At 72.1% G+C, this 22,342-nt stretch carries 22 protein-coding genes and 1 pseudogene; 7 read left to right on the top strand and 16 right to left on the bottom strand.

Annotation, left to right across the window (positions count from 1 at the left end):
- Positions 1–24: 24 nt before the first annotated feature.
- Positions 25–1,941: a translational GTPase TypA gene (gene typA / locus AC3YO9_RS15320; protein WP_489983787.1), complete on the bottom strand. Its 1,917-nt coding sequence runs from the start codon at positions 1,939–1,941 to the stop codon at positions 25–27.
- A 183-nt stretch (positions 1,942–2,124) separates the two neighbouring features.
- The gene (locus AC3YO9_RS15315) at positions 2,125–2,517 is read right to left on the bottom strand and encodes a (deoxy)nucleoside triphosphate pyrophosphohydrolase (RefSeq protein ID WP_127784661.1); all 393 of its coding nucleotides are present in this window, start codon (positions 2,515–2,517) and stop codon (positions 2,125–2,127) included.
- Between the two features lie 456 nt (positions 2,518–2,973).
- Here AC3YO9_RS15315 and AC3YO9_RS15310 point away from each other — a divergent pair, with 456 nt between their 5' ends.
- Positions 2,974–3,264: a 4a-hydroxytetrahydrobiopterin dehydratase gene (locus tag AC3YO9_RS15310; protein WP_489983786.1), complete on the top strand. Its 291-nt coding sequence runs from the start codon at positions 2,974–2,976 to the stop codon at positions 3,262–3,264.
- Here AC3YO9_RS15310 and AC3YO9_RS15305 read toward each other — a convergent pair.
- Entirely contained in the window at positions 3,206–4,450 is a 1,245-nt protein-coding gene (locus AC3YO9_RS15305) for a mannosyltransferase (protein ID WP_489984080.1), read from the bottom strand. The genes AC3YO9_RS15310 and AC3YO9_RS15305 overlap by 59 nt on opposite strands.
- 44 nt (positions 4,451–4,494) lie before the next feature.
- A complete protein-coding gene (locus AC3YO9_RS15300; RefSeq protein ID WP_489983785.1) occupies positions 4,495–4,929 on the bottom strand; it encodes a MarR family winged helix-turn-helix transcriptional regulator in 435 nt (144 codons plus the stop codon).
- Between the two features lie 92 nt (positions 4,930–5,021).
- Between AC3YO9_RS15300 and AC3YO9_RS15295 the strand changes: the two genes are divergently transcribed.
- Both AC3YO9_RS15295 and AC3YO9_RS15290 read left to right on the top strand, forming a co-directional pair.
- On the top strand, positions 5,022–5,582 hold the full coding sequence (locus AC3YO9_RS15295; RefSeq protein ID WP_489983784.1) for a GNAT family N-acetyltransferase: 561 nt from the start codon (positions 5,022–5,024) through the stop codon (positions 5,580–5,582).
- Between the two features lie 44 nt (positions 5,583–5,626).
- Positions 5,627–6,646, top strand: a complete 1,020-nt coding sequence (locus AC3YO9_RS15290; protein ID WP_489983783.1) for a PHP domain-containing protein — start codon at positions 5,627–5,629, stop codon at positions 6,644–6,646.
- Positions 6,647–6,658: 12 nt separating this feature from the next.
- On the opposite strand, the gene AC3YO9_RS15285 is transcribed toward AC3YO9_RS15290, so the two are convergent.
- Entirely contained in the window at positions 6,659–7,525 is an 867-nt protein-coding gene (locus tag AC3YO9_RS15285; protein WP_489983782.1) for an MBL fold metallo-hydrolase, read from the bottom strand.
- 10 nt (positions 7,526–7,535) lie between these two features.
- A complete protein-coding gene (locus AC3YO9_RS15280; RefSeq protein WP_127782249.1) occupies positions 7,536–7,901 on the bottom strand; it encodes a PaaI family thioesterase in 366 nt (121 codons plus the stop codon).
- Between the two features lie 108 nt (positions 7,902–8,009).
- On the opposite strand from AC3YO9_RS15280, the gene AC3YO9_RS15275 reads away from it, so the two are divergent.
- Together AC3YO9_RS15275 and amt are read left to right on the top strand one after the other, a co-directional pair.
- A complete protein-coding gene (locus tag AC3YO9_RS15275) occupies positions 8,010–8,426 on the top strand; it encodes a hypothetical protein (protein WP_127782248.1) in 417 nt (138 codons plus the stop codon).
- A 201-nt stretch (positions 8,427–8,627) separates the two neighbouring features.
- Positions 8,628–10,235 carry an ammonium transporter gene (amt, locus tag AC3YO9_RS15270; RefSeq protein ID WP_489983781.1) on the top strand — a complete coding sequence of 536 codons (1,608 nt, stop codon included), beginning with the start codon at positions 8,628–8,630 and terminating at the stop codon, positions 10,233–10,235.
- A 140-nt stretch (positions 10,236–10,375) separates the two neighbouring features.
- On the opposite strand, the pseudogene AC3YO9_RS15265 reads toward amt, so the two are convergent.
- The 7 genes and pseudogenes from AC3YO9_RS15265 to AC3YO9_RS15235 all read right to left on the bottom strand — a co-directional run.
- Positions 10,376–10,699 (bottom strand): annotated as a pseudogene (locus AC3YO9_RS15265) (monovalent cation/H(+) antiporter subunit G); the annotation flags it as partial.
- Complete coding sequence (locus AC3YO9_RS15260) at positions 10,696–10,956, bottom strand: monovalent cation/H+ antiporter complex subunit F (protein WP_127782245.1); 261 nt, start codon at positions 10,954–10,956, stop codon at positions 10,696–10,698. The pseudogene AC3YO9_RS15265 and the gene AC3YO9_RS15260, both read right to left, overlap by 4 nt.
- Positions 10,953–11,504, bottom strand: coding sequence for a Na+/H+ antiporter subunit E (locus AC3YO9_RS15255; RefSeq protein WP_489983780.1), 552 nt, complete (start codon positions 11,502–11,504; stop codon positions 10,953–10,955). The genes AC3YO9_RS15260 and AC3YO9_RS15255 overlap by 4 nt, the downstream gene beginning before the upstream one ends.
- Positions 11,501–13,015 carry a Na+/H+ antiporter subunit D gene (locus AC3YO9_RS15250; RefSeq protein ID WP_489984079.1) on the bottom strand — a complete coding sequence of 505 codons (1,515 nt, stop codon included), beginning with the start codon at positions 13,013–13,015 and terminating at the stop codon, positions 11,501–11,503. The genes AC3YO9_RS15255 and AC3YO9_RS15250 overlap by 4 nt, the downstream gene beginning before the upstream one ends.
- A 56-nt stretch (positions 13,016–13,071) precedes the next feature.
- Positions 13,072–13,599: a Na(+)/H(+) antiporter subunit C gene (locus tag AC3YO9_RS15245; protein WP_489983779.1), complete on the bottom strand. Its 528-nt coding sequence runs from the start codon at positions 13,597–13,599 to the stop codon at positions 13,072–13,074.
- The gene (locus AC3YO9_RS15240; RefSeq protein WP_489984078.1) at positions 13,596–16,625 is read right to left on the bottom strand and encodes a Na+/H+ antiporter subunit A; all 3,030 of its coding nucleotides are present in this window, start codon (positions 16,623–16,625) and stop codon (positions 13,596–13,598) included. Before AC3YO9_RS15240 ends, AC3YO9_RS15245 begins: the two co-directional genes overlap by 4 nt.
- A 159-nt stretch (positions 16,626–16,784) precedes the next feature.
- Positions 16,785–17,276 (bottom strand): VOC family protein, encoded by a 492-nt coding sequence (locus tag AC3YO9_RS15235; RefSeq protein ID WP_127782241.1) that lies wholly within the window; start codon positions 17,274–17,276, stop codon positions 16,785–16,787.
- 214 nt (positions 17,277–17,490) lie between these two features.
- On the opposite strand from AC3YO9_RS15235, the gene AC3YO9_RS15230 reads away from it, so the two are divergent.
- Complete coding sequence (locus AC3YO9_RS15230) at positions 17,491–18,786, top strand: lipase family protein (RefSeq protein WP_489983778.1); 1,296 nt, start codon at positions 17,491–17,493, stop codon at positions 18,784–18,786.
- A 28-nt stretch (positions 18,787–18,814) separates the two neighbouring features.
- Here the strand turns inward: AC3YO9_RS15230 and AC3YO9_RS15225 are convergent, their stop codons facing one another.
- Positions 18,815–19,174 carry a winged helix-turn-helix transcriptional regulator gene (locus AC3YO9_RS15225; RefSeq protein ID WP_489983777.1) on the bottom strand — a complete coding sequence of 120 codons (360 nt, stop codon included), beginning with the start codon at positions 19,172–19,174 and terminating at the stop codon, positions 18,815–18,817.
- 78 nt (positions 19,175–19,252) lie between these two features.
- Between AC3YO9_RS15225 and AC3YO9_RS15220 the strand changes: the two genes are divergently transcribed.
- Positions 19,253–19,873, top strand: coding sequence for a malonic semialdehyde reductase (locus AC3YO9_RS15220; RefSeq protein ID WP_489983776.1), 621 nt, complete (start codon positions 19,253–19,255; stop codon positions 19,871–19,873).
- 112 nt (positions 19,874–19,985) lie between these two features.
- Here the strand turns inward: AC3YO9_RS15220 and AC3YO9_RS15215 are convergent, their stop codons facing one another.
- Both AC3YO9_RS15215 and AC3YO9_RS15210 read right to left on the bottom strand, forming a co-directional pair.
- Positions 19,986–21,116 carry an acyl-CoA dehydrogenase family protein gene (locus tag AC3YO9_RS15215; RefSeq protein WP_489983775.1) on the bottom strand — a complete coding sequence of 377 codons (1,131 nt, stop codon included), beginning with the start codon at positions 21,114–21,116 and terminating at the stop codon, positions 19,986–19,988.
- A 1-nt stretch (position 21,117) separates the two neighbouring features.
- Entirely contained in the window at positions 21,118–22,335 is a 1,218-nt protein-coding gene (locus AC3YO9_RS15210; protein WP_489983774.1) for an acyl-CoA dehydrogenase family protein, read from the bottom strand.
- Positions 22,336–22,342: the final 7 nt, after the last annotated feature.

The raw sequence follows: 22,342 nt of genomic DNA, 5'->3' as shown, positions 1-22,342 counted from the left end.
CCCGGTGCGTCCGCCCAGACTAGATCAGCTGGCTGCCTTGTCACGGAGCTTGTCGCGGGAGCGGGTGCGGGCGCGCTCGTTGGCGTCCAGCACCAGCTTGCGCACGCGCACCACGTCCGGCGCGACCTCGACGCACTCGTCAGAGGCGCAGAACTCCAGCGCGCTCTCCAGGGTGAGCACGCGGGGACGGGCCAGCGCCTCGAAGGTGTCCGAGGACGACTGCCGCATGTTGGTGAGCTTCTTCTCGCGGCAGACGTTGATGTCCAGGTCCTCCGAGCGGGGGCTCTCGCCCACCACGTGACCCGCGTAGGTGGCCGTGCCCGGCTCCACGAAGAAGGTGCCGCGGTCGGAGAGCTGGATCATCGCGAACGGGGTGACCACGCCGGCGCGGTCGGAGACCAGCGAGCCGGTGTGGCGGCTGCGGATCTCGCCGGCCCACGGCTCGTAGCCGGCGGAGTAGGTGTTGGCGATGCCGGTGCCCCGGGTGTCGGTGAGGAACTCGGTGCGGAAGCCGATCAGGCCGCGGGCGGGGACGACGAACTCCATGCGCACCCAGCCGGTGCCGTGGTTGACCATCTCCTCCATCCGGCCCTTGCGGGCGGCGAGCAGCTGGGTGACCGCGCCGAGGTGCTCCTCGGGGACGTCCACGGTGAGGTGCTCGAAGGGCTCGTGCATCTTGCCGTCGACCATCTTGGTGACCACCTGGGGCTTGCCCACGGTCAGCTCGAAGCCCTCGCGCCGCATCTGCTCCACCAGGATGGCCAGCGCCAGCTCACCGCGGCCCTGCACCTCCCAGGTGTCCGGACGGTCGGTGTTGAGCACCCGCAGCGACACGTTGCCGATGAGCTCGGAGTCCAGCCGGCTCTTCACCAGGCGGGCGGTGAGCTTCTTGCCACCGTTGCGCCCGGCCAGCGGGCTGGTGTTGATGCCGACGGTGACCGAGATGGCCGGCTCGTCGACGGTGATGGGCGGCAGGGCGACGGGGTTGTCCACGTCGGCCAGGGTGTCGCCGATCATGATGTCCGGGATGCCGGCCACGGCGACGATGTCGCCGGCCTCGCCCAGGTCGGCGGCCACGCGCTCCACACCCTCGGTGCGCAGCAGCTCGGTGATCTTGACCTTGTGGGTCTCGGTCACACCCTCGGCGCTGGTGCGCATCCAGGCCACGGTCTGGCCCTTGCGCAGCTCACCGGCGTGGATGCGGACCAGGCCGATGCGGCCCAGGAAGGACGAGGCGTCCAGGTTGGTGACGTGCGCCTGCAGCGGGGCGTCCGGGTCGCCCTTGGGCGCCGGGACGTACTCCATGAGCAGGTCGAACAGGGCCTCCAGGCCCTCGGCGTCGGGCACCTCGCCGTCGGCGGGCTGGGTCATGCTGGCCTTGCCCGCGCGGGCGGAGGCGTAGATGACCGGCAGGTCCAGGGCGAGCTCGGCGGCGTGCGCCGCCTCGTTCTCCAGGTCCGAGGCCAGGTCGAGCAGCAGGTCGTGGACCTCCTCGACCACCTCGGTGATGCGGGCGTCGGGACGGTCGGTCTTGTTCACCACCAGGATGACGGGCAGCGAGGCGGCCAGCGCCTTGCGCAGCACGAAGCGCGTCTGGGGCAGCGGGCCCTCGCTGGCGTCGACCAGCAGCACCACGGCGTCGACCATGGACAGCCCGCGCTCCACCTCGCCACCGAAGTCGGCGTGGCCGGGGGTGTCGATGACGTTGATCACCACGTCGCCGTCGGGCGTGTGCCGACGCACCGCGGTGTTCTTCGCGAGGATGGTGATGCCCTTCTCGCGCTCGAGGTCACCGGAGTCCATGACTCGGTCGACGAGCTCCGCCCGCTCAGCGAAAGCGCCCGACTGACGCAGCATGGCGTCGACGAGGGTCGTCTTGCCGTGGTCGACGTGGGCGACGATGGCGACGTTGCGGAAGGCGGTGCGGGGCGCACTAGTCACTGGGTAGGTTCTCCTGAAAGCTCTAGAGTCCACGGTCCGAGAAGGGTCTCGATCCGTGGTCGGGGTGGCCGTCGACCTGGGCGCATGCGCGGACTTTTTGTGCTTCTCGTCCGTCGCGCACCACTCAGCCACTGCGGCGACAAACATCTTACCCGCTCACACGAACTTTTCCCGCACTGCAGGTCACTCGACCAGCAGCGGGGCCAGCTCAGCGCGCCAGCCCCGGTCGTTCACCACCAGGTCCAACCGGCTGAGCTCGCCGGCTCCCACCCACCGCAGCGCGGCGTGCTCCCTGGCCTCGGCGGGGCCCCGGACCAGCTCGGCGCGGTAGGCGCGCAGCACCCGACCGTCGGGCAGCAGCACGTCCGCGCCAACCTGCTCGCCCGGCTCCACCACCACGCCGAGCTCCTCGTCGAGCTCGCGGACCAGCGCCTGCTGCGGGCTCTCTCCCGGCTCCACCCCTCCGCCCGCCAGCTCCCACTTCCCGGCGAGCGCGGGCGGGCGTCGCCGCTGGGCCACCAGCAGCCGACCGTCGGCGACCACGGCACCGGCCACCACCTCCCGGGCGGCGGCCATCGCGGTGGCGGCGGCGCTCACGTGGTCCACCCACTCCCCCAGCACGGCCTGCACCCAGCCGCGAACCAGACCACCCGACGGACCCCGCACCTGGGCCACCAGGCGGGTGCCCGCCGTGGTGGGCGCGAGCGTGACGGTGACCTCCAGGGACGGCAGGGGGCCACGCTGCCGGCTCAGCCGCAGCTGGTGCAGCTCGGCGACAGCCACCCGCAGGCGGAGGGTGACCGGCAGGCGCCGGGGCCGCACGGCCACCACGTCCCCGGGGGCGAGGAGACCCTGTGCTCGCGGTACCTGCACCCGGGCGTGTCCGCCCAGCGCGGCGGCCACCACCACCGAGCGCACGGCGCCGGCCGTGGTGGCCAGCGGCGCCGCGACGTCGCGCTCCAGGCGTGCGGTGGTCACCGGCGCCGTCCGGGCTGTCCGTGCCGGCAGTGCCGGCCCGTGCCACCATCAACCATGGCGACCTTGCTGACCCAGGCGGAGATCGAGTCGGCGCTGCACGAGCTGCCCGGCTGGGCCTTCACCGACGACCGTCTGCAGCTGACCACCGAGCTGGCGAGCTTTCCCGCCGTGCTGGCGCTGGTGGCCGCGGTGGGCGAGGTCGCAGAACAGCGCAACCACCACCCGGACATCGACATCCGCTGGCGCACCGTGACCTTCGCGTGCACGACGCACAGCGCCGGTGGCGTCACGCAACGGGACGTGGAGCTGGCACAGCAGGTTGCGGCACTGCTGGCCGAGGCCTGACCAGACGCCGCTGCAACCCCATGAGCACCAGGATGAAGGCGGTGCCGGCCGGGTAGATCGCGCCGGAGATCGACTCCAGCAGGGGCCGCTCGAACTCCCAGATGCTGGGCTGCTGCAGCAGCAGCAGCGCGATCACCCCGATCAGCATGACCACCACCCACACCAGGCTCGCGACGAAGGCCAGCCTGGTCTGGCGCAGCGGGCCGTGGGCCAGCCACAGCACGGCGGGCACCAGCCACACCCAGTGGTGGCTCCACGAGATGGGCGAGACCAGCAGCCCGAACAGCTGGACGATCACCAGGGTGCCGAGCCGGTCGTCGGCGGCCAGGCCCCGCCAGGCCCACACGCACAGCGCCGCGGCCAGCAGCACCGCCACCACCCACACCGGACCGGTGCCCACGTCGTGGCCGGCGAAGCGGCTGAGCACCCCACGCAGCGACTGGTTGATGGCCGAGCCCACCGGGCCGATCCGGTCCGCCTTGCCCAGCAGCTCACCGAAGTAGGTGCGGGTGGCGTCCGGGATGGCCAGGAAGCTGATGGCGATGGTGGCGGCGAAGGCCACGGCGGAGAACACCGCCGCCAGGTAGCGGCGCTGGGCCAGGAAGTACAGGCCGGTGATCGCCGGCGTCAGCTTCACCCCGGCCAGCACGCCGACGATGCCGCCGGCCAGCCACCACCGGCTGGTGGTGGCCGCGGCCAGGCCCCCCAGCACCAGGAAGACGTTGACCTGGCCGTAGTCCAGCGTGGTGCGCACCGGTTCCATCCAGATCCCCACCGCGGCCCACAGCATGGCGGCGTTGCGCCAGAAGGGCTCGGCCGAGCGCTCCGCACCCAGCAGCAGCGTGAGGCTCAGGCGCACCACGCCCCACAGCGCCACCATGGTGACCACCAGCCACAGCACGGCCAGGGCGGTGATGGGCACGTAGTGCAGCGGGAAGAACAGCAGCGCCGCGAACGGTGGGTAGGTGAAGGGCAGCGGGAAGTTGGGGGTCATCTCCGAGAACGTGAAGGTGTAGAGCTCCCCGCGCTCGAGCGACTGCGCGCCGAAGCTGTAGACGCGCAGGTCCACCATGTTCAGCCCGGTGCGGGTGAGGAAGCTGAGCACCAGGCGCGAGGCACCGGAGACGAGGAGGACCAGCGGCGCCAGCCACCAGTGCGACTGCACCAGCGCGAGGGCCCGGGACATGACCTGCTGGAGTCGCACCCGCTCACCCTAGAGCCTCGTCGGCCTCAGTCCTGAATGCGGTTGAACTGCACCAGCAGCTCCCCGAACCGGCTCACGTCCTCCGCCGACCAGTCGTCCAGCAGCCGGGCGAAGCGCTGGCGCCGGGCGGTGCGGGCGTGCGCCAGCCGCACCAGTCCGTCGTCGGTCATCGACAGCTTGGCCGAGCGGCGGTCGGCGGCGTCCTCCATCCGCTTGATCAGGCCCAGCTTGAGCAGCAGCCCCACCTGACGGCTCAGCGTCGGCTTGCCCACGCCGTAGAAGGCGGCCAGGTCGGTGAGCCGGACCTCGCCCACCTCCTCCACCCGCTGCAGCAGCGCGTAGGCCGCCGGTTCCAGGCCGGGGTGCACCTCGCGGGCGAGCTCGCCAGAGAACGAGCGGGCCCGACGGAAGAGCACCGCCAGCTCGTGCTCCACGATGTCGTGCGGGTGCCGGACGCTCACCTCTCCAATGTATAGCGACTCAGGTCACACCGGTCGGGCCCGCGAACCCGCACGGGCCCGCTACATCCCGGTGGCGTAGGACTAGCACCGTGGTGACCGATTCCCCGACCTTCCGCACCGCCCAGGACACCGATGCCGAGGCGGTCGCGGCGCTGGTGCAGCTGGCCTACCGCGGCGAGCAGAGCCGGTCCGGGTGGACCACCGAGGCGGACCTGCTGCAGGGCCAGCGCACCGACGCCGGGCAGGTGCGCCAGCTGCTGGCCCGGCCGGGCACCCAGGTGCTGCTGCTGTGCGCGGCGGACGGGGCCCTGCTGGGCTGCTGCGAGCTGACCGGCCCCACGCCCGGGCAGGACACTCCCGGGCAGGCCTATTTCGGCCTGTTCAGCATCCGCCCGGGGCACCAGAGCGAGGGCCTGGGCCGGCTGCTGCTGGCGGAGGCCGAGCGCCGCGCCGTCACCGAGCTGGGCTGCGCCACGATGGAGCTGACGGTGATCACCCAGCGTGCCGAGCTGATCGCCTGGTACCTGCGGCGTGGCTACCGGCGCACCGGCGAGCGGCGCCCCTTCCCCTACGGCGACGAGCGGTTCGGCGTGCCGCTGCGCGACGACCTGGAGCTCGAGGTGCTCACCAAGGTCCTGGCGCCGAGCGGCTGATCTTCCTCTGGGCTAGCCCCGCCCACCTTGGCTAGCCTCACCCCATGAACGCGGTGACGGCCCTGCGACGGATCGCCTTCCTGCTCGAGCGTGCCCGCGAGGCCAGCCACCGGGTGCAAGCCTTCCGCAACGCCGCCGACGTCGTCACCCGGCTCTCCCCCACCGACCTGGACCGGAGGGTGGCGGCAGGGACGCTCACCGACCTCGGCGGCATCGGCCCCAAGACCGCCGCGGTGATCACCCAGGCGCACACCGGGCACACCCCCGACTACCTGGTCCGGCTGGAGGAGTCCGCCGGCCACCTGGTGGAGGGCGGGGAGAAGCTGCTGGCGCAGCTGCGCGGCGACCTGCACTGCCACAGCAGCTGGAGCGACGGCGGCAGCCCGGTGGAGGAGATGGCGGCGACGGCGGTCGAGCTGGGCCACGAGTACCTGGCCATGACCGACCACTCCCCGCGGCTGACCGTCGCCCGGGGCCTCACCGCCGAGCGGCTGCGCGAGCAGCTCGCCCTGGTGGCCACCGTCAACGAGCAGCTGGCCCCGTTCCGGCTGCTGTCGGGCATCGAGTGCGACATCAACGTGGACGGGACGCTGGACCAGACCGACGAGCTGCTGGGCGAGGTGGACGTGGTGGTGGCCTCCGTGCACTCCAAGCTGCGCACCGACCGAGCCGCCATGACCGCGCGGATGCTGGCCGCCGTGCGCAACCCGCACACCGACGTCCTCGGCCACGTCACCGGCCGGCTGGTCACCGGCGACCGGGGGGTGCGCCCGGAGAGCGACTTCGACGCCGAGGCGGTGTTCGCCGCCTGCGCCGAGCACGACGTGGCGGTGGAGATCAACAGCCGCCCCGAGCGCCTGGACCCGCCGCGTCGGCTGCTGCGCCAGGCGGTGGCCGCGGGCTGCCTGTTCAGCGTGGACACCGACGCCCACGCCCCCGGCCAGCTGGACTGGCAGGCCTACGGGTGTGCACGGGCCGAGGAGTGCGACGTCGACCCCGACCGGGTGGTGAACACCTGGCCGGTGGCGGACCTGCTGGCCTGGACCGGGCGCTCCCGCCCCTAGTCCGCCCCAGCGCTAGTCCGGCTCGTGCTCCAGCCGGGCCAGGTACCGCTCGGCGGAGCGCTGCACGGCCAGCTTGGCGTCACCGGTTACCACCCGCCGCCACCAGCCGCCGTAGATGGTGTCGAACGGCCACGGCTCCAGCAGCCGCAGCGCCCGGTCGATCACCGCGGGCGACTCGGGCACGTGGTTGGGGTAGCTGTACATGAAGGAGACGTAGCGCCGGTCCATCACCACGGTGAGGATGTCGCCGGTGCACAGCGCAGGCCCGGCGAGGGTGACGCCGCCGGCGTCGCGACCGTCCCAGTGCAGCACCGTGCCGCCGGCGAAGTGCACCCCGGCCCGCAGCAGGGTCCGACCCGGCAGCACCTCCAGGGTGTCGCCGGTCCACGAGACGATGTTGCCGTCGCGGCAGACCCACTCTGCGTCGGCGGCGTGCAGGTACACCGGCACACCACCGAAGGCCTCGCTCCAGGCGATCGCCGAGGAGTAGAAGTGCGGGTGCGAGACGGCCACCGCCGCGATGCCACCCTGCTCGGCCACCGCGGCCACGGTCTCCGCGTCGAGGTAGGACACGCAGTCCCACAGCAGGTTCCCGCCCTCGCCGGGCACCAGCAGGGCCCGCTGCCCGATGGCGAAGGACGGTTCGGTGCCGACGCCCCACAGCGCGCCCTCCTGGCGCAGCACCGTCTGGTGGCCCTGCTCGGCCAGCTCGGCCAGCGTGGTCCAGCGCTGGCCGTCCCAGCCCACGTACTGCCGCTCGTCCTCGCACACGACGCAGCGGCCGTCCACCACGAGCAGCGGGTCGTACTGCACCCCGCAGGTCACGCAGATCGGGTGGACGTCGTCGGTCGCGGGGTCACCGCCGCCGGGGCCGGACACGGGTCGGACCTCAGCGGTGCAGCAGGGCGAAGGTGGCCAGGGCGTGCACCACCGACTCCTCGCCCTGCAGCACCTCCGCCTCGCACACCATCAGGTGCTCGCCCTGGGTGCGGATCTTGCCGACCGCCCGCAGCTCCCCCGGCTTGGCCGGCCGCAGGTAGGTGATGGTCAGCTGGCTGGTCGCCGGGGAGTCGTCCTCGCCGGTGCGGCTGCGCACGGCCAGGCCCATCGCGGTGTCCACCAGGGTCGCGAGCACCCCGCCGTGCACGGCTCCGGCCGGGTTGAGGTGCTCCTCGGTCGCCGTGAAGTCCAGCTCCGCCCGACCGTCCTCGGTGGTGCCCGGCTGCAGTCCCAGCTGCTCCGCAAAGCCCGTCATGTGCTGCTCCTCGGTGTCGGTCGCGCTCCGGCCCGGTGGCCAGGCGCCCCATCCTTCCGGACAACCGGGGCCCGCGGCGCGCTCGGGGCCCGGCGATATCCTCGATCAGTGGCACGCAGGGACGACGACGACCAACGACCCGCGCTGGGCCGCTTCCGCGGGGCGCGCTACGCACGCACCTGGCTGACCATGCTGTTCGGCATGACGATGGCCTGGCTGGTCATGTTCACCATCGCCTCGCACAGCATCGCCTGGGTGGTGCTGGTGCCGCTGGCCGCGCTGGGCATCGCGGCCATCTGGCTGGTCCCGCTGACGGTGGTCACCCCGGACGGGCTGCGCCTGGTGATGCGGCGCATCTTCGTGCCGTGGTGGGAGGTCCGCTGGGTGCTCGACCCCCGTCCTGGCGACGAGCAGGCCCGCATCGAGCTGCGCGACGGCTCCGTGTTCAGCCTGCCCGGCGTGCCGCCGCAGGCGGTTCCTGGGCTGCGCATCACCTGGGCCCAGAACCGGGTGCGCCGCCGCTGAACCAAAACCCCGTCCGCCCGCCCGTTTGTGGTGAATTCCCACACTTTGGTTGCAATTTTTCTGCCGGTAGACTAATGAGGCCCGTGCAGCGCCGAGGCGGGGAGCGCTCGGCGACAGCTCCCGTGAACCAGACACGAAACTGGTGGTCGCCATGTACCGAAGCTGCAGCCCGTCACCGGCACTCGACCTCGGGACCTGGCGATGAACGCCGGCGACACCGCGTGGGTGCTCGTCTGCGCGGCGCTCGTCATGTTCATGACGCCGGGCCTGGCGCTGTTCTACGGCGGGATGGTGCGCGTCAACAACGTGCTCACCATGATCATGCAGAACATCATTCCGCTCTGCGTCATCTCCCTGACCTGGGTGATCGTCGGCTACACCCTGGCGTTTTCCAACGAGGGCAACTCCGTCATCGGCAACGTCGACGCCTTCTCGCTGCTGGAGGTGGACGCCCCGCAGTTCCACACCGTCGCCGGAGCGGTCACCATTCCGGCGCTGGCCTTCGTGGCGTTCCAGATGATGTTCGCGGTCATCACCCCGGCGCTGCTCACCGGCGCGGTGGCCGGGCGGCTCAAGTTCTTCGGCTGGGTGTGCTTCCTGGTGATCTGGTCCATCGTCGTGTACCCGCTCGTGGCGCGGTGGCTGTGGGCTCCACAGGGCTGGTTGGCCGACCTGGGCGCCCAGGACTGGGCCGGCGGGATGGTGGTGCACGCCTCGGCGGGCGCAGCCGCGATCGCGGTGCTGCTGGTGGTCGGCCGGCGCAAGGGGTGGTCCAGCACCGCCTCCTCCCCCAACAACCTGCCGCTCATGCTGGTCGGCGCCGGGATCCTGTGGTTCGGCTGGTTCGGCTTCAACGCCGGTGACGGCCTGCAGGCCGACGCAGTAGCCGCGCAGGCCATGATGAACACCCACATCGCCGCCTCCGCCGCCATGCTCACCTGGCTGCTGGTGGAGCAGCTCACCAGCGGCCACTCCACCCTGGTGGGCGCCGTCTCCGGCGCGATCGCCGGGCTGGCCACCATCACCCCGTGCGCGGGCTTCGTCAGCACCGGCGGCGCCGTCGCCATCGGGCTCATCGCCGGCCTGCTGTGCAACCTGGCGGTGCGGCTGAAGTTCCTGCTGCGCTACGACGACGCGCTCGACGTCATCGCCGTGCACTTCCTCGGCGGCGTGCTGGGCACCTTGCTGCTGGGGTTCTTCGGCAGCAGCGACATCAACCCCGTCGGCGCCGACGGGGTGTTCTACGGCGGTGGCGGCAGCCTGCTGTGGCACCAGGTGGTGGCCCTGGTCAGCGTGGTGGTCTTCTCGCTGGTGGTCAGCTGGATCATCGCCATGGCGGTGCAGCTCACCATCGGCCTGCGCGAGCCCCTGGACGAGCAGGACCACCTGGACGAGGTGCAGCAGGGCGCCACCGGCTACGCGCTGGGCGACGTCACCAGCCGGCTCACCGAGTCGGCGGTGCCGGCCCGCACCAACGGCCACCGGCTCACCCCCGCCGACGCCGGCGGCGACGGGCACGGGGCCCTGCGCCTGGTGACGGCCACGGTGCGCAGCGAGCAGGTCGACGAGCTGCGCGACGCCCTGCTGGCGGCCGGCGCCCAGTCGCTGGAGCTCACCAGCGCCGCGGTGTACACCGGTGAGCTGCGCTCGGCGATGTTCCGCGGGAGCCTGCAGCAGTCCAGCTTCCACGACCGGCTGCGGGTGGAGGTGCTGGTGGACCAGGCGCGGCTGCCGGAGGTGGTGGCCGCCCTCAACCGCGCCGGGGTGGAGCCGCGGTCCCTGCACCAGCAGGAGGTCAGCACCCTGTAGCCCGGCTAGCTCCGGCCCACTCCGTTGGGGGACTGGGCGTGCACGGGCTCCTCGCGCACGGCCGGCTCCGGGCGGGGCTGGGCCACCGGCGGCGGCACCTCGCACTCGCACATCGCCTCGCCGGCACCCTCGTCCTCGGCCAGCTCGTCGGCCACCAGCAGGTCGGCGCGCACGCAGCGGTCCCGCTCCCGGTAGGCCGCGCGACTGAGCCGGTGCGCGACCACCGAGGCGGTGATCAGCTGGAACATCCCGGCCAGCACCAGCATCCCCACGTCGACGTTGCCGCGCAGCCGGATGGTGGCGCCGGCCAGCACCAGCAGCAGGCCGAGCACCTGCGGCTTGGCGCCGGCGTGCATGCGCGACATGGTGTCGGGGAAGCGCACCAGGGCGATCGAGGCGGTCAGGGCTAGCAGCGCACCGCCGAGCAGGGCGATGCCGGCGATCACGTCGAGGAAGGTGCTCACTGGTCGTCCCTCACTCGGAAGCGGGCGACGCTCACGCTGCCGACGAAGCTCAGCAGCGACAGCGCCACGATGGCGGGCACCGTGGAGGAGTCCTTGGTGACCGCGGCCTGCGCGCCCAGCGCGCACAGGATGACGGCCACCAGCACGTCCACCGCCACCACCCGGTCCAGCGTGGTGGGGCCACGCACGATGCGGACCACGGTGAACGCACCGGCCAGGGTGAAGATCACGGCGAGCACGACGGCGAGCACGGTCATCGCACACCTCCCCCGCTCGGGGACACCGCGCTCGGCTCGTCCGGGGACTCGAACGCCGCGATGAATCGGTCCTCCAGGCGTCGGACCTGCTCCTTGAAGCGCCGGATGTCCTTCTCCGAGCGGACGTCGAGGACGTGCGAGTAGATCACCCGGTTGGTGCGGTCGATCTCCATCACGATCGATCCCGGCACCAGGGTGAGCGTGGTGACGGTGAGGGCCAGCACCAGCTCGGACTCCACCCGCATGTGCGTGCGCACCACGGCGCTGCGCGGCGGTGGTCCGGGGCGGATGGCCAGCAGCGCCACCTGGGTGCTGGAGACCACCAGGTCCCACACCACGTGGGCGACCAGCTTGACCAGCGCCCACAGGTGCACCCGGCTCTCCACCGGCACCGGGGGCAGCGGCAGCAGGGTGCGGATGACGATGGCCACGACGATGCCGCCCAGGATGTTCGCGGCGGAGATGTTGCCCCACAGCAGCACCCAGACGAAGGCGAGCCAGGCGACCACGGCGGCGCCGTGCAGGGAGTTGCGGCGCAGGATCTTCATCGGCCCGCACCCGGCCCCAGCACCGTCTCGACGTAGTGCGCCGGCTGGCGCAGGTCGGTGGCGGCGCGGTCGGTGATGCCCACCAGTGGGCCGGCGAGCACGGTGAGCAGCATGCTCACCCCGATGATGCCGACGGTGGGCACCAGCATGCTGGCGGGCATGGGCCCGACCTTCTCGGCCACCGCGGTGTCCGAGGCGGCGGGGACCTTGGCCAGCGGGCCGGTCTCGGCCAGCTCCCCCTCGGGAGCATCCTCGCGGGGCCGCCAGAACGCCTTGGTCCACACCCGGGCGACGGCGTAGAGGGTGAGCAGGCTGGTGAGCACGCTGCCCACCACCAGCGCCCAGGCGAGCACGCTGCCGTCGGCAACCCCGGCCTGCAGCAGCGAGGTCTTGCCGATGAAGCCGGAGAACGGGGGGATGCCACCCAGGTTCATCGCCGGGATGAAGTAGAGCACCGCCAGCAGGGGGCTGGCCACGGCCAGGCCGCCGAGGCGTCGCAGCGACGTGGAGCCACCTTGGCGCTCCACCAGCCCGGCCACCAGGAACAGCGAGGTCTGCACGACGATGTGGTGCACCACGTAGTAGATGGCGCCGGACAGGCCCGCCTGCGATGACAGCGCGATGCCGAACACCATGTAGCCGATGTGGCTGACCAGGGTGAAGCTCAGCAGCCGCTTGATGTCGTTCTGGGCCAGCGCGCCCAGGATGCCCACCAGCATGGTGAGCAGCCCGGCCACCATCAGCACCCGGTCCATCGCCCCACCCGGGAACAGCAGCGTCTGGGTGCGGATGATGGCGTAGACACCCACCTTGGTGAGCAGGCCGGCGAACACCGCGGTGACCGGTGCCGGTGCGGTCGGGTAGCTGTTGGGCAGCCACGCCGACATGGGGAACACCGCGGCCTTGAGGCAGAACGCCACCAGCAGCACCGCGAAGATGGCGTTGCGGGTTCCCTCCGGCACGTCGGGCATCCGCTGGGCGATCTGGGCCATGTTCAGCGTGCCGGTGGCGGCGTAGACGAAGCCGATGCCGGAGAGGAACACCAGCGACGACAGCAGGTTCACCGCCACGTAGGACACCCCTGCGCGGATCTGCTCCGCCGAGCCGCCCACCGTCAGCAGCACGTAGCTGGCCGCCAGCAGCACCTCGAAGCCCACGTAGAGGTTGAACAGGTCGCCGGCCAGGAAGGCGTTGCTCACGCCCGCCGACAGCGCCAGGTAGGTGGGCTGGAAGATCGACACCGGACGTTGCTCGTCGCCGTCGCTGACACCCTGGCCCACCGCGAACAGCAGGACGGCCAGCAGCACCACCGCCGAGACCACCAGCATCAGCGCGGAGAGCCGGTCCACCACCAGGGTGATGCCCACCGGAGCGGCCCAGCCGCCCACCTGCACCGCGGCCATGCCGTCGCGGTCGACGAGCACCAGCAGGGCCACCGCCACTGCGAGCACGGCGGTGAGCACGACGATGCTGATCAGCCGCTGCGCGCGGGGCCGGCGGCCCATGACCATGGTGGCGGCAGCACCGAGCAGCGACAGCAGCACCGGCAGCGGAGCGAGGGTGGCGATCACTGCGGCTCCCCCCGGGTGCGGCCGCCCGGCCCGGGCACGCCGTCGGCGCCCACCGGTTCGGGGTCCTCGACCTCGAACTCCGACGGGTCGAACTCCGACTCGTCCACCTCGGGGGCGGGCTCACCGGTGACGGGGTCGTCGGAGCGGTCCCGGTCCGGGGCCTCGGCCAGGCTGCGGCGGGAGATCTTCGCCGACTCGGGGTCGTTCTCCACCAGGTCCTGCCGGTTGAGCCGGAACGCGCGGTAGGTCAGCGCCAGCACGAACGCGGCGAGCCCCATGGTGATGACGATCGAGGTGAGGATCATGCCCTGGGCCAGCGCGTCGGTCATCGGGCGCTCACCAGCGCGGCCCACGATCGGGGCCGCCCCGGAGGGCCCGCCCGAGGTGAGCAGCAGCAGGTTGGTGGCGTTGCCGATGAGCAGCACCCCCAGCAGCAGCCGGGTGACGCTGCGCTCGATGAGCAGGTAGATCCCGCAGGAGTAGAGCACCCCGATGACGACGAGCATCCCCAGGTTTGCGGTCATCGGTTCCACTCCTTTCGCTGTGTGTGAGCCGTGGGGTCGCTGCCGGTCCAGTCCCCTGCGTTGGCCGCCTCCAGCGACTCGCGGTTGTCCGCGTCGCGGACCTCCTCCGCGGACTCCTCCTGCAGGTCCAGGCCGGCGCCGAGGCTGCGGAGCACGTCCAGCACCAGGCCGATGACGATGAGGTAGACGCCGATGTCGAAGAACAGCGCGGTGACCAGCTTGACGTGGCCCAGCACCGGCAGCGTCACCTCGATGATGGCCGAGGACAGCACCGGCGCACCCAGGAGCACCGAGGCTCCGGCGGTGATGCCGGAGATCAGCAGGCCCAGGCCGAGGATCAGCCCGGCGTCCACCGGCAGCGTCTCGCCCAGCTCGTAGCGGCCGCCGGCGAGGTAGCGCACGGCCAGCGCCAGCCCCGCGACCAGGCCACCGGCAAAGCCGCCGCCGGGGGCGTTGTGGCCGGCGAAGAGGAAGTACACCGACAGCACCATGATCGTGGGGAACACCAGCCGGGCGGTGATCTCCAGCATCAGCGAGCGGTAGCGCGGGTCGATCACGTCGCCACCGCGCAGCCAGGTGGTGCCCTCCTGCGAGCGCGGTGAGCTCTCCGGGAAGCCGGGCTCCTGCGGGGAGCTCGGGGTGGGCTGGTTCTCCGGGGCCGGCAGCGACCCGCCGTCGCTGTCGTCGACGTCCGACACCCGCGGCGCGGTGCCCACTCGACGGTGGCCGAACACCAGGCTGGCCACGCCGGTGGCCGCCACCAGCAGCACCGAGATCTCGCCGATGGTGTCCCAGGCGCGGATGTCCACCAGCAGCACGTTGACCACGTTGCGCCCGCCCGCCTCCAGGTACGACAGGTCGGGCAGCTGCACCGAGATCGGCAGGGCGCTGCGGGCGTTGAGCGCGTACGCCCCCAGCACGGTGAGCAGCGTGCCCACCGCGATCGACAGCGCGGCACGCGGCCCCCGGCGGCCGATGGAGTTGCTGTCCAGCATCTCCGGCGGCAGCTTGCGCAGCACGAGCACGAAGGTCACCAGCAGCAGCGTCTCCACCAGGAACTGGGTGAGGGCGAGGTCTGGGGCGCCGTGCAGCGCGAAGATGACGCCGCTGGCGTAGCCGGTGACGCCGACCAGCAGCACGCCGGCGAGGCGGTTGCGCACCTGGGTGGCCGCCAGCGCGGCCACCACCGCCAGCAGCCCGATCACCACCTGCAGCGGCGCGTCCCACAGCTTCAGCCGGAGACCGGTGTCGGTGCCGATGGCCAGGAACACCGAGGGCAGCACCAGCAGCACCAGCAGGATGGTGGTGAGGTGCAGCGGCAGCGAGCCGCGCTGCGTGGTGCCGGTGAGCTTCTGGGACAGCACGTCGGCCTGGCGCAGCACGCCGTCGTAGATCCGGTCGGCGTTGCCCAGCGGCGGGCTGGCCCACTGCAGGCGCACCACCTGCTCCCGCGCCACGAACAGCAGGCCACCCCCGAGGAAGGCCGCTCCGGTGAGCGCCAGCGCCGGGCCGAGGCCGTGCCACAGGGCCAGGTGGTAGGACTGGGAGCCGGGCAGGGTGTCGGCGTAGTCGGCGAAGATGTCGCTGATGAGGGGCGAGAACAGCCCGTCCAGCAGACCGGTCACGGTGAGCACGGCGGGTGCCACCAGGAACAGCGGGCTGGGGGCGTGCAGCTTGCGCACCTTGGCGCTGGGCTCCGCCTCGCCCTTGGCGCCGAACGCGCCCCAGACGAAGCGCAGGCTGTAGGCCACCGTCAGCGCCGAGCCGGCGACCAGGCCCACCAGGGTGACGGTGGAGGCCGTCGCGGCGCTCAGCCCCCAGGTGGCCGGCAGGCCGGAGTGCAGCAGCGCGTCGAAGGCGGCCTCCTTGCCCACGAAGCCGATGAAGGGCGGGACGCCGGCCATGCTCGCGGCCGCAGCGATGGCGATCACCGCCAGCAGCGGCTGCTTTCGGCCCAGCCCGCTGAGCTTGCGCAGGTCCCGGGTGCCGGTGGAGTGGTCGATGATGCCGACGACGAGGAACAGGGTGGCCTTGAACAGGGCGTGGGCCACCAGCATGGCCATCCCCGCCAGCGCCATGTCCCGGGTGCCCGCACCCACCAGCACGGTGAGGAAGCCGAGCTGGCTGACGGTGCCGAAGGCCAGCACCAGCTTGAGGTCGTTCTCCCGCAGCGACCGCCACCCGGCGATGAGCATCGCGGCCAGGCCGAGGGTGATCACCAGGGGCCGCCACGCGGCGGCGTCGGCGAAGCCCGGTGCCAGCCGCGCCACCAGGTAGATGCCGGCCTTCACCATGGCCGCGGCGTGCAGGTAGGCGCTCACCGGGGTGGGAGCGGCCATCGCGCCGGGCAGCCAGAAGTGCAGGGGGACGATGGCCGACTTGCTCAGCGCACCGACGAGCACCAGCACGATGCCCACACCGGTGAGCCAGCTGTGCGAGGTGATCAGCCCGGGGCCGGCGGCTACCACGTCGGAGAGCAGGTAGCTGCCGGTGAGCCGGCCCAGGATCACGATGCCCACCAGCATCGCCAGGCCACCACCAGTGGTGACCAGCAGCGCCTGCGTGGCGGCCCGACGGCTGCGGGCCTTGCTGGCGTAGTGACCCACCAGCAGGAAGGACAGGACGGTGGTGAGCTCCCAGAACATGTAGAGCAGGAGCATGTTGTCGCTCAGGACCAAGCCGTACATGGCCCCGGCGAAGGCCACCATCAGACCGGCGAACAGCCCGAGGCGCGGCTCGTCGTCGTCGAAGTAGCGGGAGCAGTACAGCAGCACCAGCGCACCGACCCCGGTGACCAGCACGCAGAGGATCGAGGCGAGCGGGTCCAGCCGGAGGACGAAGTTGAGGTCCAGGCCAGGTATCCACTGGTGGTAGATCTCCTGGACGGTGCCCATGGTGCGCACCGACCACACCAGGCCGGCGGCGGGAACAGCGGCCAGGACCAGGAACGCCCTGCGACCCATCCAGCGCACGAGCGCAGGCGCGAGCAGCGCCGCGGCGGCATGGATGATCAGCAGTACGAGCAGGGGGAGCTCCGTCAGTGAGTCACACAGCCGGACGCACACGGTCCGGCAGCACGGGCGGGAGGTTTATCCACATCTTACCGGTGGATGCTGCCCTGCTCACGGGCAGTGCTGATAAATCGGACACATCGGACCACGCCGACTGCTCAGCCGCGTGCCGCCTCAGCCCGGGTGCCGCACGGAGTCGAACAGCGCCACCATGTCCGGGGACAGGCGCAGCAGCTCGACGTGCGGGGCGCCGCCCGCGGTGCCGTCGAGGTAGGCGAACTCCATGCCGGTACCGGGGAAGGTGCCCGACTGGGTGACCGTCAGCCCCTGGGCACGGGCCTGCTCCAGCGCCGCGTCGAAGTCCTCGGGCACCCAGGCCACGTGGTGCAGCCCGGGGCCGCTGGTCTGCAGGTGCTCGGTGTAGAGGCTGGGCCCGGACACCGGCCGGATGAGCTCCACCTGCTGCTCCCCGAAGTAGCCCAGCGCCACGTCGATGACGAAGTCGGCGGGCTCCCCGCGGTACGTGGCGTGCTCGGGCCCGAACACCACGTTGGGAACCCGCATCCAGTGCGGCACCCCGAGCGTGTCCGTGAACCACTGCTCGGCGGCCTCGAGGTCCTCCACCACCCAGCAGATCTGGAAGATCGGTCCACTCACCAGGCTCATGCGCACCTCCGGCCACCGCCAAGGGCCTCGCTGGCCCCCGCCACCGTCCATCCAGCCACGTCGAGGTGAGCAGGACAAGGGCAGGTCACCGGCCACCGAGCGCGGCGGCGCCGTGGTGCGTGACTCAGGCCACTTGCTGTGTCACGGTGAGCCCGGGCAGCCCGCTGCCGCGGCAGTCGTCGCGCACCTGTCCCGCAAGGAGAGGTGAGGACCCATGCTCGCTCGGCACCGGTTGCGGACCATCCCCGTCATCGCCCTGGCCGCAGTGGGGCTGACGGTGCTGGCCACCACGCCCGCCGGCGCCGCCGCTCCCGGAGACGCTGCCCTGGGCGGGGCTGCGTTCTACACGCCACCCGCGGAGCTGCCCGCGACCAACGGCGACCTCGTCCGCCACCGGCCCGCCACCGTGGCCTACCTGGGCGTGCCCGCCACCACGATCATGTACAAGAGCACCGACGCGAACGGCGAGGCCGTGGCTGTCACCGGAACGGTGCTGCAGGCCACCGCCCCGTGGCGTGGCGGCGGCGACCGCCCGCTGATCAGCTACGCGGTGGGCACCATCGGCCAGGGCGACCAGTGCGCGCCGTCGGTGCTGCTCGGCCAGGGCTTGGAGTACGAGGCGATCACCCTGCCCTCGCTGCTGGCCGCGGGCGCCAACGTGGTGGTCACCGACTACCTCGGCCTGGGCACCCCCGACCGGGTGCACAGCTACCTCAACCCGGTGGAGGAGGCGCACGCCGTGCTCGACGCCGCCACCGCAGCGCAAAACCTGGGCCGCGAGGTGCCTGGCCTCGACGTCCCCGCCGACGGCCCGGTCGGCATCTACGGCTACTCCCAGGGCGGGCAGGCGGCGGGGGCTGCAGCCGAGCTGCACTCCACCTACGCCCCGCAGGTGAACCTGGTGGGCAGCGCGGTGGGGGCTCCCCCGGCCGACGTGGTCCCGGTGGCGATGGGCAGCGACGGCACCATCCTCTCCGGGGCGCTGGGCTACGCGATCAACAGCCTCGCCGCCAACGACCCCCAGCTGGCGGCCGCCTTCGACGCTCGGCTGAACCAGCGCGGGAAGGACTTCGTCCAGGCCGTGCGCACGCAGTGCCTGGGCGAGACCATCCTGCGGTTCGGCTTCCAGCAGTCCGGCCAGTACACCGTCGACGGTCAGCCGTTCACCTCCTTCCTGTTCACCGAGCCCTTCGCCTCGGCGCTGGCCGACCTGCGGGTGGGTCGGCACACCCCGGACGCCCCGGTCTACCTCTGGAGCGGCACCAACGACGACGTGGTCCCGATCGGGCAGGTTCGCCAGCTCGCCGCGGACTGGTGCGCCCAGCCGGGCACCCGGGTGCAGCTGCAGGAGATCACCCTGCCGGCGGTGTTCCCCGGGGTCGGCATCGGCCACGCGCTGCCGTTCGTGCTCGGTGCGCCCGACGCCCAGCGCTGGCTCTACGAGCGCTTCGTGGCTGCGGCCACCGGCAGCACCGAGCCGGCGCCGAGCACCTGCGTTCCGCAGGGCTGAGCTGCAGCAGGGCTGAGCCGCAGCGCGGTCAGCTGTTGGGGCAGCCGCCCTCGGGCAGGTTGTCCCTGGCCCAGGCGGTGAGCTCGCTCAGCGCCGGCAGCAGCGCCTGACCGGCGGGGGTGAGGCTGTACTCCACCGCCACCGGCGGGCCCTCCGCGACGGTGCGCTGCACCAGCCCGGCCTTGCTCAGCTCGCTGAGCCGCTCGGAGAGCACCGAGTCGCTGATGCCCCCCACCCCGCGGCGCAGCACGGCGAAGCCGGCCGGCCCGGCCAGCAGGGTGGCGAGGATGACGCCGTTCCAGCGCTTGCCCAGGAACCCGAACGCCCGCGCGAGCGCGGCGTCACAGACGCGCGGCTCGTGCAGGGGGGCACTCTCAGCTGGACTCACCACACCATCATAGGCAGGTGCTAGCGTCTCTCTTGTTGCTTGTTTTTTCGAAGCCAATAGGAAGTAGGTAGCACCCACGTGACCTCCACGACGAGCTCCACCGCCGGTACCGCGATCGACGAGCTCAGCCGTCAGATCCTGTTCACCGAGGCGCGCACCGCCAACGCCTTCACCGACACCCCCGTGACCGACGACGAGCTCGCCGGCATCTGGGACCTGGCCAAGTGGGCGCCCACCGCCGCCAACACCCAGCCGATGCGGGTGCTCTACGTGCGCACCGACGAGGGCAAGGCGCGGCTGCTGCCGCACATGGCCGAGGGCAACCAGGCCAAGACCGCCTCCGCCCCCGCGGTCGCCGTGCTCGCCGTGGACAGCCGCTTCCACGACCACCTGCCCACCGTCTTCCCGATCAACCCGGGGATGCGCGACGCCTTCGAGGCGGACGAGGCCATGCGCACCGGCATGGGCACGTTCAACGCCGCGCTGCAGGCCGGCTACTTCATCCTGGCCGTGCGCGCGGCCGGCCTGGCCGCAGGCCCGATGGCCGGCTTCGACCACGCCGGCATCGACGCGGAGTTCTTCGGCGACGGCCGCTGGCGCTCGCAGCTGGTGGTCAACATCGGCCACCCCGCCGCGGAGAACGCCTGGTTCGACCGGCTGCCCCGCCTGGAGCAGGCCGACACCCTCACCTGGGCCTGACTCCCCCGCTCCCCCCGGCGTTCAGGGCCCGCATCGCCGGCAACGGCCCCCAAGAAGGGCGTTGCGGGCCCTGAACGCCTCGAAGCTGAACGCCCGAAGGGGGACGCTGGGCTCAGGCTGGGGAGCCGATCGCGCCGCCGTGCTCGAGCACCTCGGCCAGCTCTGCCTCCACCGCGGCCGCGCTGCCCAGGGTGAAGGCGATCTGGCGGCCCCACAGGAAGTAGCGGTGGATCGGGTAGTCGATGTCCGCGCCCATGCCGCCGTGCAGGTGCTGGGTGGCGTGCACCGCGCGGAGCCCACCCTTGGCCGCCCACCACTTGGCCACCAAGGTGGCCGCCCGCGCCTCCTCCTCCTGCCCGGCGTCCATCAGCCAGGCCGCCTTCTGGGTGGTCAGCCGGATGCTCTCGGTGTCCAGGTAGGCATCCGCCGCGCGCACCGCCACGGCCTGGTTGGTGGACAGCGGCCGACCGAACTGCACCCGCTCGGACGTGTACCTGGCGGTCATCGCCAGCGCCTCCTCGCACACCCCCAGCTGCAGCGCCGCGAGCGCCAGCTGGGCCCGTCGGCGCACCCAGGCGGTGATCTCCGCGCCGTCGCCGGGCAGCACGTCCTCCTGGCCCACCGCCACCCCGGACAGGCTCAGCGCCGCCGCGCTCTCGTGGTTGGTGACGTGCACCGGGGTGACCGTGACGCCGGCGCGGTCGGTGGGCACCACCACCACCATCACCTCGCCGGAGGGCAGCAGCACCGGGGCGAGCACCGCGGCGGCGCGCTGCGCGGCGGGGACCACCGGCACCTCCCCGTGCAGGGTCCAGCCCTGCCCCGCCGGCTCGGCCCGCAGCACCGCCGCCACCCCGGCCGGCACGTCGAAGGCGCCGGTGACCAGGGTGGAGCCGTCCAGCAGCTGCGGCAGCCAGCGCTGCTGCTGCTCGGACGAGCCGTGCTCGGCCAGCGGCAGCACGGCCATGCTCAGCACCGCCCACAGCGGCACCGGGGCCACCCGGCGGCCCTGCTGCTCCAGCAGGGTGATCATCCCCAGCGTGCCCAGCCCGGCGCCGCCGTGCTCCTCGCCCACCGCGATGCCCACCAGGCCGGCCTCGCTGAGCACCCGCCACAGCTTCTCGTCGAAGCCGCTGCCGTCGCGCTCGGCGGCGCGGAGCCGGTCCACCTCGCCGAGGTCGGTGAAGATCTGCCCGGCCAGCTCGCGCACGGAGGCCAGGTCGTCGTCAAGCTCGAACTCCATGTCAGCTCTTTCCACTCGTGCTGGGCTGCTTCGGGTCCTCGCGGCGCCGGGCGGCCAGGGCCATGCCCAGACACTTGGCGGCCACGATCTCGCGCATCACCTCGTTGGTGCCACCGCCGAAGGTGTTGTTCTGCGCCCGTCGGGCCAGTGCCTCCACCCGGCCCTGGATGGCGGCGCCGTGGCTCTCGGCGCGGAGCAGCCCCTCGGCGCCCAGCACCTCCTGCAGCATCCCGTAGGCGTTGACCACGGCCTCGGTGCCGAAGATCTTGGCCGCCGCGGAGTCCCCACCGCCCAGGGTGCCGGCGGCCACGTCGGCCACCAGCCGCAGGTTCATCAGGTCGGCCGCGCTGAGCAGCGTGTAGACCTCGGCCAGCTTGGCGCGCACCCAGGGCTGGTCGTAGGGCCGCCGGCCGTCCGGGTGCGTCTCCTTGGCCCAGGCCAGCACCTCGGCGAACAGCTCGTTGGCCACCCCGCCGCGGGCGGCCAGCGCCACCCGCTCGTGGTTGAGCTGGTGGGTGATCAGCTGCCAGCCGGCGTTGAGCTCGCCGACCACGTTGGTCAGCGGCACCCGGACGTTGTCGTAGTAGGTGGCGGCGGTGCTGATGCCGCCCACGGTGTGGATCTCGGTGACCGAGAAGCCCGGGGCGCTGGTGGGCACCAGCACCACCGAGATGCCCTGGTGGCGCGGGGCGTCGGGGTCGGTGCGCACCGCCAGCCAGATCCAGTCGGCGAAGACGCCGGCGCTGGTGAAGATCTTGTTGCCGTTGATCACCAGCTCGTCGCCGTCGATGGTGGCCTTGGTCTGCAGCGAGGCCAGGTCGGTGCCCGCGCCCGGCTCGGTGTAGCCGATGGCGAAGATCAGCTCGCCGGTGAGGATGGGCGGCAGGAAGTAGTCCTTCTGCTGCTGGGTGCCGTGCTTCATCAGCGCCGGCGCCACCGTGTTCAGGGTGACCAGCGACAGCGGGGCGTTGGCCCGGATCACCTCGTCGTAGAAGACGTAGAGGGCCTCCGGGTCCTCCCCCCGGCCGCCGTACTCGGCGGGAAAGCCCAGCCCCAGCCACCCGTCCCGGCCCATCTGGCGCAGGATCCGGGTGAAGACCGGCCCGCCCTCGGTCTGGTGGACCAGCGCGCGGCGGTCCTCGTCGTTGATGGTGGCGGCGAAGTAGTCGCGCAGCTCGCGGCGCAGCTGCTTCGACTCGGCGGACAGGTCCAGGTGCATCGGGGTG

This window comes from Rhodococcus sp. Z6_132 (assembly GCF_058133635.1).
Note: the sequence above shows the minus strand (reverse complement) of the source record. Positions and strands in the feature narration are given on the sequence as shown.